Here is a 16,692-nt window from a genome sequence, read left to right on the forward strand (position 1 = left end):
AATGCGGCATTACTACTCCGTGGACGCGATCCGCGACGCCGAAGCCCCGCTGCTGGCCAGCCTGCCCGACGGAGCGTTGATGCGGCGCGCGGCCTTCGGGCTGGCCACCGCGGTCATCGGCGAGCTGACGGCCCGCACCGGCGGGGTCGCGGGCCGCCGGGTGTGTGCGGTCGTCGGGTCCGGCGACAACGGGGGTGACGCGCTGTGGGCCGCGACGTTCGTGCGCCGCCGGGGCGCGGCCGCCGACGCGGTGCTCCTGAACCCCGACCACACCCACCGCAAGGGCCTGGCGGCGTTCCGCGCGGCCGGCGGCAGGGTCGTCGAAAGAGTTTCCCCGACAACGGATCTCGTGCTCGACGGCGTCGTCGGCATCTCCGGCAGCGGCCCGTTGCGGCCGGCCGCGGCCGAGGTGTTCGCCCACGTCGACGCGCTCGGCATCCCCGTCGTCGCCGTCGACATCCCCAGCGGCGTCGACGTGGAGACCGGGGCGGTCACCGGCCCCGCGGTGCACGCCGCCCTCACCGTCACCTTCGGCGGCCTCAAGCCCGTGCACGCGCTGGCCGACTGCGGGCGCGTGAAGCTGATCGACATCGGGCTCGACCTTCCCGACACCGACGTCCTGGGCTTCGAGGCCGCCGACGTCGCCGCGCGCTGGCCCGTGCCCGGCCCGCACGACGACAAGTACACCCAGGGCGTGACGGGCGTGATGGCCGGCTCGTCGGCCTATCCCGGCGCCGCGGTGCTGTGCACCGGCGCCGCCGTCGCCGCCACCTCGGGCATGGTCCGCTACGCCGGCAGCGCGCACACCGAGGTGCTCGCGCACTGGCCCGAGGTGATCGCTTCGCCCACGCCGGCGTCGGCCGGGCGGGTGCAGTCCTGGGTGGTCGGCCCCGGACTCGGCACCGACGACGTCGGGGCCGCGGCGCTGTGGTTCGCGTTGGAGACCGACCTGCCGGTGATCGTCGACGCCGATGGGCTCACGATCCTCGCGGCCCACCCCGACCTCGTGGTCAACCGGACCGCGCCGACGGTGCTCACCCCGCACGCCGGTGAATTCGCCCGGCTGGCGGGTAACCCGCCGGGGGACGACCGCGTCGGGGCGTGCCGCAAGCTCGCCGACACGTTCGGCGCGACCGTGCTGCTGAAGGGGAACGTCACCGTCGTCGCCGATCCCGGCGGCCCGGTGTACCTCAACCCGGCCGGGCAGTCCTGGGCGGCGACCGCCGGCTCCGGCGACGTGCTGTCCGGGATGATCGGCGCGCTGCTCGCCTCCGGGCTGCAGCCCGCCGAAGCGGCGGCGGCCGCGGCGTTCGTGCACGCGCACGCGGCCGCGCTGTCGGCCGCCGACCCGGGCCCGGGCGACGCGCCGACGTCGTCGTCCCGCATGGTTCCGCACATCAGGGCCGCGCTGGCCGCCCTCTAACGAAAGGACCCGCAGTGCCCCAACATCCGTCCCAGCCCGCGCACGCCATCGCCCCCGCCTACACGGGCCGGCTGTTCACCGCGCCCATCCCCGCGCTGCGGATGCCCGAGGAGTCGATGGACCCCGAGGCGGCCTACCGCTTCATCCACGACGAGCTGATGCTCGACGGCAGCTCGCGGCTGAACCTCGCGACGTTCGTCACCACGTGGATGGACCCCGAGGCCGGCCGCCTGATGGCCGAGACCTTCGACAAGAACATGATCGACAAGGACGAGTACCCGGCGACCGCGGCGATCGAGCAGCGCTGCGTGTGCATGGTGGCCGACCTCTTCCACGCCGAGGGCCTGAGCGACGCAGATCCCTACAGCGCGTGCGGCGTGTCCACCATCGGTTCCAGCGAGGCCGTTATGCTCGGCGGCCTGGCGATGAAGTGGCGGTGGCGGGCCAAGGTGGGGAAGGACTGGAAGACCCGCACGCCGAATCTGGTGATGGGCTCCAACGTGCAGGTCGTGTGGGAGAAGTTCTGCCGCTACTTCGACGTCGAACCGCGCTACCTGCCGATGGAGGAGGGGCGCTACGTCATCACCCCCGAGCAGGTCGTCGAGGCGGTGGACGAGGACACCATCGGCGTGGTGGCGATCCTGGGCACCACGTACACCGGCGAGCTGGAGCCCGTCGCCGAGATCTGCGCGGCACTGGACAAGCTGGCCGCGGGCGGCGGGGTGGACGTGCCTGTGCACGTCGACGCCGCCAGCGGCGGGTTCGTCGTGCCGTTCCTCCACCCCGAGATCAGGTGGGATTTCCGGCTGCCCCGGGTGGTGTCGATTAACGTCAGCGGGCACAAGTACGGGCTGACGTACCCCGGCGTCGGCTTCGTGGTGTGGCGCAGCAAGGAATACCTGCCTGACGAGCTGGTCTTCCGGGTGAACTACCTCGGCGGCGACATGCCCACCTTCACGCTGAACTTCTCGCGCCCGGGCAACCAGGTGGTGGGCCAGTACTACAACTTCCTGCGGCTGGGCCGCGAGGGCTACACCAAGGTGATGGAGGCGCTGAGCGAGACGGCGCGCTGGCTGGGCGAGCAGCTGCGGGTCAGCGAGCACTGCGAGCTGATCTCCGACGGATCGGCGATCCCCGTCGTCGCCTTCCGGTTGTCCAAGGACCGCGGCTACACCGAGTTCGACGTGTCCCACGAGCTGCGGACCTACGGCTGGCAGGTGCCCGCCTACACCATGCCCGACAACGCCACCGACGTGTCGGTGCTGCGCATCGTCGTGCGCGAGGGGCTCTCGGCCGACCTGGCCCGGGCGCTGCACGACGACGCCACCTCGGCGCTGGCGTCGCTGGACAAAATCAAGCCGGGCGGGCATTACGACGCCCAGCACTTCGCGCACTGAGCCACCGGCATTCGGCGGGCTTCTGGGAGAATGGTCGACGTGTCCGTCACGCCGATATCCCTGACGCCCGGCGTCCTTGCCGAGGCGGTCGTCGACCTCGGCGCCATCGAGCACAACGTGCGGGTGCTGCGCGAGCACGCCGGCCCCGCGCAGGTCATGGCCGTGGTCAAGGCCGACGGCTACGGGCACGGGGCCACCCGGGTCGCCCAGGCCGCGCTGGCCGCCGGCGCCGCCGAGCTCGGCGTCGCGACGGTCGATGAGGCGCTGACGCTGCGCGCCGACGGCATCACCGCGCCCCTCCTAGCGTGGCTGCATCCGCCCGGGCTCGACTTCGGGCCCGCGCTGCTGGCCGACGTCGGAATCGCGGTGTCGAGCGAACGCCAGCTCGAGGAGCTCCTCGACGCCGTGCGTCGCACCGGCCGGACCGCGACGGTGACCGTGAAGGTCGACACCGGGCTGAACCGCAACGGCGTGCCCCCGGACCGGTACCCGTCCATGCTGGCCGCGCTGGGCCGCGCCGTCGCCGACGACGCTATCCGGCTGCGGGGCCTGATGTCGCACATGGTCTACGCCGACCAGCCGGAGAACCCCACCAACGACGTGCAGGCGGAGCGGTTCACCGGCATGCTGGCGCAGGCCCGCGGCGCGGGGCTGCGGTTCGAGATCGCGCACCTGGCGAACTCCTCGGCCACCATGTCGCGCCCGGACCTCGCGTTCGACCTCGTGCGCCCGGGCATCGCGGTGTACGGCCTGAGCCCCGTCCCGCAGCTCGGAGACATGGGGCTGGTGCCCGCGATGACGGTGAAATGCCCCGTGGCGCTGGTGAAGTCGATCCGCGCCGGCGAGGGCGTGTCGTACGGGCACACGTGGGTCGCCGACCGCGACACCACCCTGGCGCTGATGCCCATCGGCTACGCCGACGGGGTGTTCCGCGCGCTGGGCGGGCGCCTGGAGGTGCTGATCAACGGCAGGCGGCGGCCTGGCGTCGGGCGAATCTGCATGGACCAGTTCGTCGTCGACCTCGGACCGGGCCGGCCCGACGTGAGCGAGGGCGACGAGGCGATCCTGTTCGGGCCCGGCACCCAGGGCGAACCGACCGCCCAGGAGTGGGCCGACCTGCTCGGCACGATCCACTACGAGGTGGTGACCAGCCCGCGGGGGCGCGTCACCCGGACCTATCGCGAGGCGCGAACCGTTGAGTTCTGACGACACCCGCAGGGTGCCCAGGGGCAGCGCCTGGCTTGCGGGAGGCGCGGGGCTGACGGCCGTCGCCACCATTGTCGGGGCGTCGGCCCGCCGCTCGATGACCCAGCGCGCCGTCGGCGTCGAGGACCCGTACGCCGACGAGGATTTCGACCGGCTCGACGACGACCGCGGGTACGTGGTGACCACCCCGGACGGGGTGCCGCTGGCGGTTCGCGAGGCCGGCCCGATCAACGCGCCGCTGACCATGGTGTTCGTCCACGGATTCTGTCTGCGCATGGGCGCCTTCCACTTTCAGCGCACCCGCCTGCCCGATCGGCTGGGCGGCGACGTCCGGATGGTGTTCTACGACCAGCGCGGCCACGGCCGTTCCGGCGAGGCGCCGCCCGAGACCTACACCCTGACCCAGCTCGGTAGGGACCTGGACAGCGTGCTGAAGGTGGCCGCGCCGCGCGGCGTCGTCGTGCTCGTCGGCCACTCGATGGGCGGCATGACGGTGCTGTCCCACGCCCGCCAGTTCCCCGAGCACTACGGGCGCCGGATCGTCGGCGCCGCGCTGATCTCCTCGGCCGCCGAGGGGGTGGCCCGGTCGCCGCTGGGGGAGATCCTCAAAAACCCTGCGCTGGAAGCGTTTCGGTTCACCGCGCGGTCGGCGCCTAAGCTGATCCACCGGGGCCGCAACGTGTCGCGCTCGCTGATCGGCCCGGTGCTGCGGGCCGCGTCCTACAGCGACCTGCAGGTGAGCCGAAGCCTCGACGCGTTCTCCCAGCAGATGATGAACGGCACGCCGATCCCCACGATGGTGGAGTTCCTGGAGGCCCTCGAACGCCACGACGAGACGGCGGGACTGTGGACGCTGCTGCGCATCCCGACGCTGATCGCCTGCGGCGACCACGACCTGCTGACCCCCGACGAGTACTCACGCCGGATGGCGGCGTCACTGCCGCAGTCGGAGCTGGTGATCGTCGAGGGCGCGAGCCACCTTGCGCTGCTGGACAAACCGGAGGCCATCAACGACGGCCTGGTCCGGCTGGTCAGGCGGTCGACCCCCGGCCGCACGAGGCTCGCCTTGCGGCGCGCGCGAGAACGGTTGCGGCGCAATGGGTGAGCAACAACTGGCCCTGTCGGGCACCGCCACCCTCGACCGCGTCGAGGACACCCTCGCCCTGGGATCGCGGCTGGGCGCGCAGCTGCGCGCGGGTGACGTGGTGGTGCTCTCCGGCCCCCTCGGTGCGGGAAAGACCGTGCTGGCCAAGGGAATCGCCGCGGCGATGGACGTCGACGGTCCGGTGACCTCGCCGTCGTACGTGCTGGCGCGGGTCCATCCGGCGCGGCGACCGGGGGCCCCGGCGATGATCCACGTCGACATGTACCGGCTGCTCGACGAGTCAGCCACCGACCTGTTGGGTGAGCTCGATTCCCTGGACCTCGACAGCGACCTCGACGACTCCGTGGTCGTGGTCGAGTGGGGTGAGGGGCTTGCCGAGCGGCTCTCGGAGCGTCACCTCGACGTCCGCCTCGAGCGCGTCAGCGGATCGGACGTGCGGATCGCGACGTGGGGGTGGAACCGCACATGATCGTCCTCGCACTCGACACCGCCACCCCCGCCGTGACGGCGGGCATCGTGCGGCTGCACGATCTTGCCGTATTGGCCGAGCGCATCACCGTCGACCCGCGCGCGCACGCCGAACGGCTCACCCCCAACGTGCTGGCCGCCCTCGCCGACGCGGGGCTTTCGATGTCCGACCTGGATGCGGTCGTCGTCGGCTGTGGGCCCGGCCCGTTCACCGGCCTGCGGGCCGGGATGGCGACCGCCGCGGCCTACGGGCACGCGCTCGGCATCCCCGTCCGCGGCGTGTGCAGCCTGGACGCGATCGGGGTGCGCACCGGCGGCGACACGCTGGTGGTCACCGACGCCCGCCGGCGCGAGGTGTATTGGGCGCGCTACAACGACGGGGTCCGCATGGCGGGCCCCGGGGTGAACGCCCCGGCCGACGTCGACCCCGGCCCCGCGCGGGCGGTCGCGGGCTCGCCGGAACACGCGGCGCTGTTCGACCTGCCGCGGGTGGAGCCCGTGTATCCGACACCGGCCGGGCTGGTCCGCGCGGTGACGATGCGGGCCGGGACGGCCCGAGAAGGAGGCGCGCCATCGGGCTCAGCGGTGCCCGATTGGTCGGAGCGGCCGCTGCCGTTGGTCGCCCTCTACCTGCGCCGGCCCGACGCCAAGCCGCTGGAGGCCCGTCGATGACGGCGCCGGGACTCACGATCGGCGCGCTGACGCAAGCCGACGCCCGGCGCTGCGCCGAGCTGGAGGCGCAGCTGTTCGACGGCGACGACCCGTGGCCGGCGGCGGCGTTCAACCGCGAATTGGCCAGCAAGCACAACCATTACGTGGCCGCGCGCGTCGACGGCGCGCTCGTCGGGTACGCCGGCATCTCGCGGTTGGGCCGCACGCCCCCCTTCGAGTACGAGGTCCACACGATCGGCGTCGACCCGGCGTATCAGGGGAAGGGTATCGGCCGCCGGCTGCTCGAGCAGCTGCTCGACTTCGCCGACGGCGGCGTGGTCTACCTGGAGGTCCGCACCGACAACGAGCCGGCCATCGCGCTGTACCGCAGCGTGGGGTTCGAGCAGGTCGGCCTGCGCCGGCGGTACTACCGGGTCAGCGGCGCCGACGCCTACACGATGCGGCGGGACGCCTCATGATCCTCCTCGCTATCGAAACCTCCTGTGACGAAACGGGAGTCGGCATCGCCCGCCTCGACGCGGACGGCGCCGTGACGCTGCTCGCCGACGAGGTGGCCTCCAGCGTCGACGAGCACGTGCGCTTCGGCGGCGTCGTCCCCGAGATCGCGTCGCGGGCGCACCTGGAGGCCCTCGGCCCGACGATGCGCCGCGCGCTCGCGGCCGCGGGCGTGGACAAGCCCGACATCGTCGCCGCCACCATCGGGCCCGGCCTGGCCGGCGCGCTCCTGGTGGGCGTCGCGGCGGCGAAGGCATACGCGGCCGCCTGGGGTGTGCCGTTCTACGCCGTCAACCACCTCGGCGGACACCTGGCCGCCGACGTCTACGAGCACGGGCCGCTGCCCGAGTGTGTCGCGCTGCTGGTCTCCGGCGGGCACACCCACCTGCTGCACGTGCGGTCGCTCGGCGAGCCGATCCTGGAGCTGGGCAGCACCGTCGACGACGCCGCCGGCGAGGCCTACGACAAGGTGGCGCGGCTGCTGGGGCTGGGCTATCCGGGCGGCAGGGTGCTCGACGAACTGGCCCGCGCCGGCGACCGTGACGCGATCGTGTTCCCGCGCGGGATGACCGGCCCGTCCGACGACCCGTTCGCGTTCAGCTTCTCCGGGCTCAAGACCGCCGTCGCCCGGTACATCGAGAGCCACCCCGACGCCGCGACCGCCGACGTCGCGGCCGGGTTCCAGGAGGCCGTCGCCGACGTGCTCACCAAGAAGGCCGTGCGCGCCGCCGCCGGGCTCGGCGTCTCGACCCTGCTGATCGCCGGGGGAGTGGCCGCCAACTCGCGGTTGCGCGAGCTGGCCGAGGAGCGCTGCGCCGCGGCCGGGCTGACGCTGCGCATCCCGAGGCCGCGGCTCTGCACGGACAACGGCGCGATGATCGCGTCCTTCGCCGCCCACCTGGTGGCGGCCGGGGCGGCGCCCTCGCCGCTGGACGTGCCCAGCGATCCGGGGCTGCCTGTGGTGAAAGGCCAGGTGAGCTAAGGTCGCCCCGGTCAGCTCAAGGTGACCGGCTGGGCGGATCCTTTGGTCGCTTTGGTGGTGGTCACGTCCCGGCACTCGCCCAAGATGTCGATGCTCCGGTTGGGGGTGCTCACATTCTGTGGGCCGAAGACGGCCACGACGTCGTGTTTCGTCAGCGCCGCGCCGTGGGTGTGGAAGCCGGGATCGCCCGACCAGCCCAGCGTCTGCAGGTGTTGCACCATGCGGGCGATTTCGGCGTCGGACTGCTCGAAGCTGGGGGCGGGCGGGTACCTGATGGCGACCTCCCCGCGGAAGGGGGCGACGCCGTCGTCGTTGCACGACGCGCGCCAGAAGAAGGCCTGGGCGCCGTGTAGGTCCAGCGAGGCGACGATCTCCCGCGTCGCGTCGACCACCTGGGCTTTGGACTGGTCGGGTGTCATCGGGTGGATCACGCCATGGCTGAGGGCGTGCAGCGCATCGCATCCCGCGATTAGGACCGCGACACCGGCCGCGACGGTCGCCGATATCTGGCTGAAGCGGGACGGGGCCATGCGGCCATGTTGTATGCCCTCAGCGAGAAGCAGCGAGGCGCCCTTGAGTGCTAGCACTCTCGTGTATAGAGTGCTAGGTGGCAATCGGGCGCTCCCTTGCGTCGGCACCCGCGACGACGGCGCGAGGGCACGGCCGAATGCCGGTACATCTGATAAATCGGACGGTTCGGGCGATTCCCGGCCGGCCGCCAACTCCGGTCCGGAGGCCCCGGACCCGATCTCAAGTGGAGGGCTCCAATCGTGGCGAAGGTGAACATCAAGCCACTCGAGGACAAGATTCTCGTGCAGGCCAACGAGGCCGAGACCACGACCGCTTCCGGTCTGGTCATTCCTGACACCGCCAAGGAGAAGCCGCAGGAAGGCACCGTCGTTGCCGTCGGTCCCGGCCGCTGGGACGAGGACGGCGAGAAGCGGATCCCGCTCGACGTGTCCGAGGGCGACACCGTCATCTACAGCAAGTACGGCGGCACCGAGATCAAGTACAACGGCGAGGAATACCTGATCCTCTCGGCCCGCGACGTGCTGGCTGTCGTCAACAAGTAAGCACCGTGTTCCGCCCCGGCGATCCCCGTGCACACCGCGGGTGATTTCCGGGGCGGCGCGCGTTGGTAGGGGCGTTAGCTGAATTTCCCGTCTCCTGATGCGGGCCGATTTCCGGCGTGCGTCGTCGGGCGGGCGGAAGGAACCTGATGAGCAAGGTTATTGAGTACGACGAGGTCGCGCGCCGGGCCATGGAGGCGGGCGTCAACAAGCTCGCCGACGCCGTTCGCGTGACACTCGGCCCGCACGGCCGGCACGTGGTGCTGGCCAAGGCTTTCGGCGGCCCGACCGTCACCAACGACGGCGTCACCGTCGCGCGCGAGATCGAACTGGAGGACCCGTTCGAGAACCTAGGCGCCCAGCTGGTGAAGTCGGTGGCGACCAAGACCAACGACGTCGCGGGTGACGGCACCACCACGGCGACCGTGCTGGCGCAGGCGCTGGTGAAGGGCGGCCTGCGGCTGGTCGCCGCGGGCGTCAACCCGATCGAGCTGGGTTCGGGCATCGGCAAGGCCGCGGACGCAGTGTCCGAGGCGCTGCTCGCCTCGGCGACCCCGGTGTCCGGCAAGGACGCCATCGCCCAGGTGGCAACGGTCTCGTCGCGCGACGCGCATCTCGGTGAGCTGGTCGGCGAGGCGATGAACAAGGTCGGCGCCGACGGCGTGGTCAGCGTCGAGGAGTCCTCCACGCTGAGCACCGAGCTGGAGTTCACCGAGGGCGTCGGCTTCGACAAGGGCTTCCTGTCGGCCTACTTCGTCACCGACTTCGACTCCCAGGAGGCGGTGCTCGACGACGCGCTGATACTGCTGCACCAGGACAAGATCAGCTCGCTGCCCGACCTGCTGCCGCTGCTCGAGAAGGCCGCCGAGGCGGGCAAGCCGCTGGTGATCATCGCCGAGGACGTCGAGGGCGAGGCCCTGGCGACGCTGGTGGTCAACTCCATCCGCAAGACGCTGCGTGCGGTCGCGGTCAAGGCGCCGTTCTTCGGCGACCGGCGCAAGGCGTTCCTGCAGGACCTGGCGATCGTCACCGGCGGCGAGGTGGTCAACCCCGACACCGGCCTGGTGCTGCGTGAGGTTGGACTCGAGGTGCTCGGTTCGGCCCGCCGCGTGGTCGTCAGCAAGGACGACACCATCATCGTCGACGGCGGCGGCTCCAAGGAGGCGGTCGAGGGCCGCATCAAGCAGCTGCGCTCCGAGATCGAGAAGAGCGACTCGGACTGGGACCGCGAGAAGCTGCAGGAGCGTCTGGCCAAGCTGGCCGGCGGGGTGGCCGTCCTCAAGGTCGGCGCCGCCACCGAGACGGCGCTCAAGGAGCGCAAGGAGAGCGTCGAGGACGCCGTCGCGGCTGCCAAGGCCGCGGTCGAGGAGGGCATCGTCTCCGGCGGCGGCACGGCGCTCATCCAGGCGCGCGCGGCGCTGAAGGACCTGCGTGCGTCGCTCAGCGGCGACGAGGCCGTCGGCGTCGACGTGTTCTCCGAGGCGCTGGCCGCGCCGCTGTACTGGATCGCCACCAACGCCGGGCTGGACGGGTCGGTTGTGGTGAACAAGGTCGGCGAACTGCCTGGCGGACACGGGCTCAACGCCGAGACGCTCACCTACGGCGACCTGGTGGCCGAGGGCGTCATCGACCCGGTCAAGGTGACCCGCTCGGCGGTGGTCAACGCCGCGTCGGTTGCCCGCATGGTCCTCACCACCGAGACGGCCGTCGTGGAGAAGCCGGCCGACGAGGAGGACGGCCACGGCCATGGCCACGGGCATCATCACCACCACTAGAGGTTGACGCCCGAGCGTGGGGCCTGTGCAGGCCCCACGCTCGGTGCGCGCCGGCCCGAGGCAGAGTCAGCACCCCGCGGCGCGCTCCAGGTCCTTGAGGGACGTCTCCAGATGGGTCAGCAGCCGCTGCAGGTGCGGCACGGCACGGCGGCATCCCACGAGGCCGAAGTCGAGGCTGTCGCCGCTTCCCACCAGCGTGATGTTGAGCGCCTGCCCGTTGGCCGCGATGGACATCGGATAGCTGCCCTGCAGCCGTGCGCCCCTGGCGTACAACGATTTTCGGGCGCCGGGAACGTTGGAGATGCACACGTTGAACGGCGGTGGCCCCGCCGCGGTACCCAGCACACCGCCCAGAACCACCGGCGAAAGCAACATCATCCCCATTGCCACCGCCTGGGTTCTCGGCATCTGGGCCAGCACCGCCTTGCTGTTGCGCATGCACTCGCCGATCGTCGCGAGGCGTTGGGCGGGGTCCTCGATGTGCGTGGCCAAATTGGCCAGGACCGCCGACACCGCGTTTCCCCCGGCGGCGTCGTCGGCGGTCCGCAGGCTCACCGGAACCATTGCCACCAAGGGCTTTTCGGGCAGCGCGTTCTGCTCGGTGAGGTATGCGCGAAGGGCGCCGGCGCACATCGCGAGCACGACGTCGTTGACGGTGCAGCCGGTGGCGTTCTTGACGTCCTTGATGCGCTGCAGCGGCCACGACTGCGCGGCGCAGCGCCGGGCACCGCCGATCGGGACATTGAGCATGGTGTTCGGCGCCCGGAACGGCAACGTCAGCTGCTGTTCGAGCACGGCGCTGCGAACCAGGCCGAGCGTCGAGGCGCCGGCGCGGGGAATGGACTTGATGGCCCCCGTCAGCGTCCGCAGCTTCGACGAAGTGCCGGCATCGTCTTCAGCCTCATTCGGCAACGCCCACGGCGCGCGGGTCTGCGTGTCGAGTGGATCCGCACTTAGCGCGGCCTGAAGGAAGTTGATCGCCGCCACCCCGTCGACCAGGCTGTGGTGAATCTTGGTGTACACCGCGAAGCGTCCGTCGTTCAGCCCTTCGATGACGTGGGTCTCCCACAGCGGACGGTGCCGGTCGAGCATCCCGGAGTGCATTCGCGACGTGAGTTCGAGCAGTTCCCTGACCCGACCGGGACGGGGCAGTGCCGAGTGCCGAACGTGGTAGTCGAGATCCACGTCGGTCGCCGACGACCAGCCGGCGGTCAGACCTCCCGGCAGGGTGGCCGGGTGCTTGCGGAAGATCGGCGCGACGTCGTCGCGCGCCCGCAGCGCCTCGTAGTACTCGCGGACGAACTCCGGGCCCGCGTCCTGCGGCGGCTCGAAGAGCTGCAGTCCGGCGACATGCATCGGGTGGCCGGGCGACTCGGCGAGCAACATCATCGACTCGACCGGTGACATCAGGTTCATGGCTTGTCCTAGCGTGAGTAGTTGCCCGGAAAGGTAGTGCCGAAGCGGGCGGGAGAACTCGTGCCGGTGGGCCAATATCGCCGATGTCGGTTGTGACGGCGTCACAACGGAGTATGTTCACCCGCCATGGAAATCACGTGGGAGCCGTTGCGTGAGCCGGGCTCTCAGGAGGTCTGGGAGAAGCTGCTGCGTCCGATCGCCGCCGAACTGCGTTCGTGCGCGACCGATCTCGCCGAGAGGGCGACGGCCCGCATGCAGGCGGAAATGCCGGTGCTGTTTCCCGACCCGCAGGCCGTGACGGGGAACGTGGTCAGCAGCGCGGCGGGCATTCGCCAACTGGCCGACATCATCGACGTGGCCGGCGACCCCCGCGATGCCGAACTGCCGCCGCCGACGCTGGCCATCGCCCGCACCGGTGCGCAGCGCCAGATCCCCCTCGCCAGCTTGATGCGGTTCTACCGGGTGGCTCAAGAGCTGGTGTGGCAGTGGATGTTCGACCGGATCACCGCCTGCGCCGCGGATCGGAAGCAGCAGACCGCGGCGGTTCGGCTCGCCACCCGCTTCATGTTCGATTACGTCGACGCGGCCCTGAACCGCGCCGAGCAAGTCTACGAGGCCGAGCGGGAAGTCTGGCTGCGCAACGCGACCGCCGCCCGAAGCGGTGCGATCGACGACATCCTGACGCACCGGGAACGTGACCACCAGCGGGCCTCCAAGCGGCTGCGATACGACATCAATCGCCACCACGTCGGAGCCATCGCGTGGAGCGAGTCCGTCCCGGAGGACCGCGACGCCCACCGCTCGTTGAACGAGGCGCTCACCATCGTCGCCGGCGAAGTCGGCGCCGAGACAACCCTCCTCCACCCCGCCGGCTCGCTGGTGGCGTTCGGTTGGTTGAGCCGCCAAAGCGATTTCGCCACTGTCGATTTCGGTGCGGGCACCACGGCGCGTCGGCCGAAGATCCCGGATGGCGTCCGGGTCAGTGTCGGCGAGCCCGGACACGGTCTGAAGGGCTTCCGCGACAGTCATATCCAGGCGGAGAACGCGCGTCGGGTGGCGTCGTTGACCGGGAAGCACGCCGCCCCTCTGACCCGATACCGCGATGTCGCGGTCGCCGCGCTGGCCAGTTGCGACCCCGAACACGCCGCCTCGTTCGTTCACCGGGTGCTTGGCCCGTTGGCCGCAGACGACGAGGCGACCTACCGGGTCGCGACGACGTTGTCGGTGTACCTGCAGGAGAACCGCAGCCGGGTCCGCGCCGCGCGACGGCTCACCGTTCATCCCAACACCGTGAGCTACCGCGTCGATCAGGCCCAGACGATCCTCGGTCGCAGCATCGACACCGACAGCCTTGATCTCGCCGTGGCGCTGGTGCTGCTGCCCACCCTGCCGGGGCTTGTGCGGGAGCGCGCCGGCGCGGACCGCCCACCCGCGCTGTGACGTGAGCACAAAGCGGGCCACCAACGTTGGCTTCAAGAGCCAAGGGATTCGCCGCGTTCGTCCCTACCGTTTTGGTCAGTTGGCCGACCGGCCACCAGCCACCAGAACCAAGGAGACCCCGATGCAGACTCTTCAAGAACTCGACGTCAACTACATGAGCGGCGCCGACAACCCCTGGATCCCCTTCACCCCCCTCAGCGACCAGGTCTTCCTGAAGTACTGGAAGGTCGACCCGGTGCGCGCCGAGATCGTCGTCTCGATGAAATTTCCCGCCGGCCTGGAGCTGGCCCCGCACTACCACACCGGCATCGTGGTCGGGCACACCGTCACCGGGGCGTGGCGCTACAAGGAGAACAACTGGATCTCCCGCGCGGGCGACACCGTCTACGAGGTCGCCGGCTCCAGGCACACCCCGGAGAGCGTGGAGGACGCCGAGGTGTTCTTCTTCATCGTCGGCGAGCTGCTGTTCATCGATGAGAACAACACGATCCTGTGGCAGGAAAACCACAAGACGTCCGTCGAGCGCTACACCAATTACTGCGCCAGCCACGGCATCGCGGCCCGCGACCTGACCAGCTGGGAGGCCTAGGCCTTAAGCCACGAAGCGCCCCGGCCCCGACGGCCGGGGCGCTTTCGGCTCACTCGCCGAGCGTGCAGCCACTGCGAGGAACCGGCCGAAATTTCGCAGCCAATGCACGCTCGACGGTCGGACGGTGGAATGCTCGGGGGCGACAACCGCTCCGACGATCCAGATCCGAGGTCTGCCGTGTCCGGATTGCGCCAGGGTCTATTGAAAGCGGTCGCCGGGCAGCTCGGCCGGCCGCACGGTCTCGTCGGTCGCGCCGTGGCGTCGCTACTCAATCGCGGCAATCGGCCGGCGGTGACCGGCGCCGTCGACGCGGCGGCGGCCGCCTCGGGAAACATGGTGGCCGACATCGGCTTTGGCGGCGGGCTGGGGCTCGAATTGCTTCTGCGGCGAGTCGGCCCGCAGGGGAAGGTCTACGGCGTGGAGATCGCCGACGACATGCTCGCGCGCGCCCGGGGCCGCTTCGGCGCGCAGGTCGCGGCCGGCTCGCTGAGGCTGGAGAAAGGCTCACTGACCGCGTTGCCGCTCGGCGAGAACTCGTTGGACGCGGCCATCACGGTCAACACCGTGTACTTCGTCACCGACCTTGACGCGGCCTGCGCCGAACTCGCCCGCGTTCTGCGGCCCGGTGGGCGGGCGGTGTTGGGGGTCGGCGATCCCGACGCGATGGCCCGCCTGCCGTTCACCGCCTACGGGTTCACGCTTCGCCCGATCCCTGAGATCGTTACCTCCCTACAGGGAGCGGGTTTTGCTGTGGAGCAGCGCCGCCTCACCGACGTGGCAATCCCGCATCATTTGCTCATCGCGTCCGCCCCGGGGTAGGTGCGGCACACCGCTCAGGTCGAGGGGCCCGCCCGCGGACGTCTTCGCCGGCCGGCGTTGATTGTTAAGCTGACCAGCCATGAGGGGGGCGCGATCGTGAGTCAGCAGTGGCCGCCGCAGCCTCCGCAGTACTTGCAGCAATGGCCTCCGCCGTACCCACCGCCGCCCGCGCCCCGCAAGACCAACGTCGCCCTCATCGTTGTGCTGACGCTGGCGGCGATCATCGTCCTCATACCGGTGGCGTTGGTCGGGTTCTTCGTCATCCGCGACATCGCCCACGACGGCCTTGACGGGCGCGGCGGAACAACGAAAGCCACCTCGCTGTCGAGCTTTGATGTGGTGTGCGACCGCGGGTCCATCAGCAACGCCGCCGCCTACGCCAAGCCGTACAAGATCGTCGCGTTCGCGCCGGACGAGCGGCCGAGCCCGATGAGCCAGGTGTCGCGCGACCACTGGACCGAAGTGGCGCTCGACCCCAAAGCCGAATACCGGGCGAATCCCGACGACTTCCAGGCCACGAACGTCGTTGCGTGCCTTACGCATAAGCCCGGAACCGAGGCGAAGTCCCTGACGTGCGACTTCCACACCGACGCGGGCGAACACGTGACCGTCGACTATTACGCGGTGAAGTACGACGTGGAACTCCGCGAGTCGAGGACCGGCAAGCACATCGCGCAGCTGGCAGCGGTGGACGGTCCCGCGGCCAGCTGCCCGTTCCTCTTGTGGGTCAAGAAGCGCGAGCCGAAGATGTACGCCGAACCGGATGCTGCGGCGGTCAACGCCGAACTCGCCGAATTCGCGCGCGGGTAACCCATGAGGATGGGCGCCCGACGGAATGCGACCGGCGCCCAGCGGCGTTGAAGCTGTGCGTGACTATTCGCCTCGGATTGCAGATACCCAACTTCTCCTACGGAACACCGGTCGCCGAACTGTTTCCCGCCGTCCAGGCTCAGGCCCGCGAGGCCGAGCAGGCCGGATTCGACACGGTCCTGCTGATGGACCACTTCTACCAACTGCCCGGGCTGGGCGAACCCGACGAACCCATGCTCGAGGCCTACACGGCGCTGGGCGCCCTGGCCGCGTCCGTCGAGCGCGTTCAGCTGTCGACGCTGGTGACGGGCAACACCTACCGCAACCCGACCCTGCTCGCCAAGGCCGTCACGACCCTGGATGTCGTCAGCGCCGGGCGGGCGATCCTGGGCATCGGCGCGGGATGGTTCGAGCTGGAGCACCGGCAGCTGGGCTTCGAGTTCGGCACGTTCACCGAGCGGTTCGAAAAGCTCGAGGAGGCGCTGCAGATCATCGTCCCGATGCTGCACGGCGAGAGGCCGACCTTCTCCGGCATGTGGTACCACACCGAAAGCGCCGTCAACGAGCCCCGTTATCGCGACCACATTCCGGTCATGCTCGGCGGCAGCGGCGAGAAGAAAACCTTCCGGCTGGCGGCCCGCTACGCCGACCACCTCAACATCATCGCCAACCTCGACGAGCTGCCCCACAAGCTCGATGTGCTGCGTCAGCGCTGCGCCGAAATCGACCGTGACCCGGCGACTTTGGAGACCAGCGCCTTGCTGACGGTGGTCCTGGACGACGCGCCCCGCGACATCGGGGAGGCTCGCGGTGGCCGGGCGGTCATCGGTACGGCGGAGCAAGTGGCCGACGAGATCAAGCGCCGGGTGCTCGACGTCGGCGTCGACGGCGTGATCGTCAACCTGCCCACGCACGGCTACACGCCCGGCGTGGTCTCGGCGGTGGGCTCGGCGCTCAGGCCGCTGGTCGACGCGGGGTAGCGGGATACCTCTCGCGCGCTACCATCCCGGGAGCCGCCCAGTGTC

17 protein-coding genes are annotated in these 16,692 nt (G+C 70.4%); 15 read left to right on the forward strand and 2 right to left on the reverse strand.

Annotated features, from left to right (window positions below; translation table 11 throughout):
• Window position 1 precedes the first annotated feature (1 nt).
• From GPY60_RS09085 to tsaD, 8 genes are read left to right on the forward strand one after another with little or no spacing between them, the layout of a single operon-like run.
• Window positions 2–1,423: an NAD(P)H-hydrate dehydratase gene (locus GPY60_RS09085; RefSeq protein WP_156687323.1), complete on the forward strand. Its 1,422-nt coding sequence runs from the start codon at window positions 2–4 to the stop codon at window positions 1,421–1,423.
• Between the two features lie 14 nt (window positions 1,424–1,437).
• Window positions 1,438–2,820 carry a glutamate decarboxylase gene (locus GPY60_RS09090; protein ID WP_156687324.1) on the forward strand — a complete coding sequence of 461 codons (1,383 nt, stop codon included), beginning with the start codon at window positions 1,438–1,440 and terminating at the stop codon, window positions 2,818–2,820.
• 39 nt (window positions 2,821–2,859) lie between these two features.
• A complete protein-coding gene (alr, locus tag GPY60_RS09095; protein WP_197283606.1) occupies window positions 2,860–4,026 on the forward strand; it encodes an alanine racemase in 1,167 nt (388 codons plus the stop codon).
• 52 nt (window positions 4,027–4,078) lie between these two features.
• Window positions 4,079–5,131 carry an alpha/beta fold hydrolase gene (locus GPY60_RS09100; protein ID WP_197283609.1) on the forward strand — a complete coding sequence of 351 codons (1,053 nt, stop codon included), beginning with the start codon at window positions 4,079–4,081 and terminating at the stop codon, window positions 5,129–5,131.
• The gene (gene tsaE, locus GPY60_RS09105; RefSeq protein WP_156687327.1) at window positions 5,124–5,600 is read left to right on the forward strand and encodes a tRNA (adenosine(37)-N6)-threonylcarbamoyltransferase complex ATPase subunit type 1 TsaE; all 477 of its coding nucleotides are present in this window, start codon (window positions 5,124–5,126) and stop codon (window positions 5,598–5,600) included. Before GPY60_RS09100 ends, tsaE begins: the two co-directional genes overlap by 8 nt.
• Window positions 5,597–6,271 carry a tRNA (adenosine(37)-N6)-threonylcarbamoyltransferase complex dimerization subunit type 1 TsaB gene (gene tsaB / locus GPY60_RS09110; protein WP_156687328.1) on the forward strand — a complete coding sequence of 225 codons (675 nt, stop codon included), beginning with the start codon at window positions 5,597–5,599 and terminating at the stop codon, window positions 6,269–6,271. The genes tsaE and tsaB overlap by 4 nt, the downstream gene beginning before the upstream one ends.
• Window positions 6,268–6,729: a ribosomal protein S18-alanine N-acetyltransferase gene (gene rimI, locus GPY60_RS09115; protein ID WP_156687329.1), complete on the forward strand. Its 462-nt coding sequence runs from the start codon at window positions 6,268–6,270 to the stop codon at window positions 6,727–6,729. Before tsaB ends, rimI begins: the two co-directional genes overlap by 4 nt.
• Entirely contained in the window at window positions 6,726–7,748 is a 1,023-nt protein-coding gene (gene tsaD / locus GPY60_RS09120) for a tRNA (adenosine(37)-N6)-threonylcarbamoyltransferase complex transferase subunit TsaD (protein ID WP_156687330.1), read from the forward strand. Before rimI ends, tsaD begins: the two co-directional genes overlap by 4 nt.
• A gap of 11 nt (window positions 7,749–7,759) precedes the next feature.
• Here the strand turns inward: tsaD and GPY60_RS09125 are convergent, their stop codons facing one another.
• Window positions 7,760–8,278 carry a hypothetical protein gene (locus GPY60_RS09125; protein WP_231639499.1) on the reverse strand — a complete coding sequence of 173 codons (519 nt, stop codon included), beginning with the start codon at window positions 8,276–8,278 and terminating at the stop codon, window positions 7,760–7,762.
• A 240-nt stretch (window positions 8,279–8,518) separates the two neighbouring features.
• On the opposite strand from GPY60_RS09125, the gene groES reads away from it, so the two are divergent.
• Both groES and groL read left to right on the forward strand, forming a co-directional pair.
• The gene (gene groES, locus GPY60_RS09130; protein WP_156687331.1) at window positions 8,519–8,821 is read left to right on the forward strand and encodes a co-chaperone GroES; all 303 of its coding nucleotides are present in this window, start codon (window positions 8,519–8,521) and stop codon (window positions 8,819–8,821) included.
• 146 nt (window positions 8,822–8,967) lie between these two features.
• Window positions 8,968–10,593 (forward strand): chaperonin GroEL, encoded by a 1,626-nt coding sequence (groL, locus tag GPY60_RS09135; protein ID WP_156687332.1) that lies wholly within the window; start codon window positions 8,968–8,970, stop codon window positions 10,591–10,593.
• 66 nt (window positions 10,594–10,659) lie between these two features.
• On the opposite strand, the gene GPY60_RS09140 is transcribed toward groL, so the two are convergent.
• Complete coding sequence (locus GPY60_RS09140) at window positions 10,660–12,009, reverse strand: WS/DGAT/MGAT family O-acyltransferase (protein WP_156687333.1); 1,350 nt, start codon at window positions 12,007–12,009, stop codon at window positions 10,660–10,662.
• A gap of 126 nt (window positions 12,010–12,135) precedes the next feature.
• Here GPY60_RS09140 and GPY60_RS09145 point away from each other — a divergent pair, with 126 nt between their 5' ends.
• From GPY60_RS09145 to GPY60_RS09165, 5 genes are all read left to right on the forward strand, one after another.
• The gene (locus GPY60_RS09145) at window positions 12,136–13,449 is read left to right on the forward strand and encodes a PucR family transcriptional regulator (RefSeq protein WP_156687334.1); all 1,314 of its coding nucleotides are present in this window, start codon (window positions 12,136–12,138) and stop codon (window positions 13,447–13,449) included.
• A gap of 121 nt (window positions 13,450–13,570) precedes the next feature.
• Window positions 13,571–14,038 carry a 2,4'-dihydroxyacetophenone dioxygenase family protein gene (locus GPY60_RS09150; protein ID WP_156687335.1) on the forward strand — a complete coding sequence of 156 codons (468 nt, stop codon included), beginning with the start codon at window positions 13,571–13,573 and terminating at the stop codon, window positions 14,036–14,038.
• 255 nt (window positions 14,039–14,293) lie between these two features.
• Entirely contained in the window at window positions 14,294–14,857 is a 564-nt protein-coding gene (locus GPY60_RS09155) for a class I SAM-dependent methyltransferase (protein WP_231639501.1), read from the forward strand.
• Window positions 14,858–14,953: 96 nt separating this feature from the next.
• Window positions 14,954–15,667, forward strand: coding sequence for a hypothetical protein (locus tag GPY60_RS09160; RefSeq protein WP_231639503.1), 714 nt, complete (start codon window positions 14,954–14,956; stop codon window positions 15,665–15,667).
• Window positions 15,668–15,726: 59 nt separating this feature from the next.
• Entirely contained in the window at window positions 15,727–16,647 is a 921-nt protein-coding gene (locus tag GPY60_RS09165) for an LLM class F420-dependent oxidoreductase (RefSeq protein ID WP_156687337.1), read from the forward strand.
• The last annotated feature ends 45 nt before the right edge of the window (window positions 16,648–16,692 follow it).

Source organism: Mycobacterium sp. Marseille-P9652 (genome assembly GCF_902652685.1).
In the GTDB taxonomy this organism is placed as follows: domain Bacteria; phylum Actinomycetota; class Actinomycetes; order Mycobacteriales; family Mycobacteriaceae; genus Mycobacterium.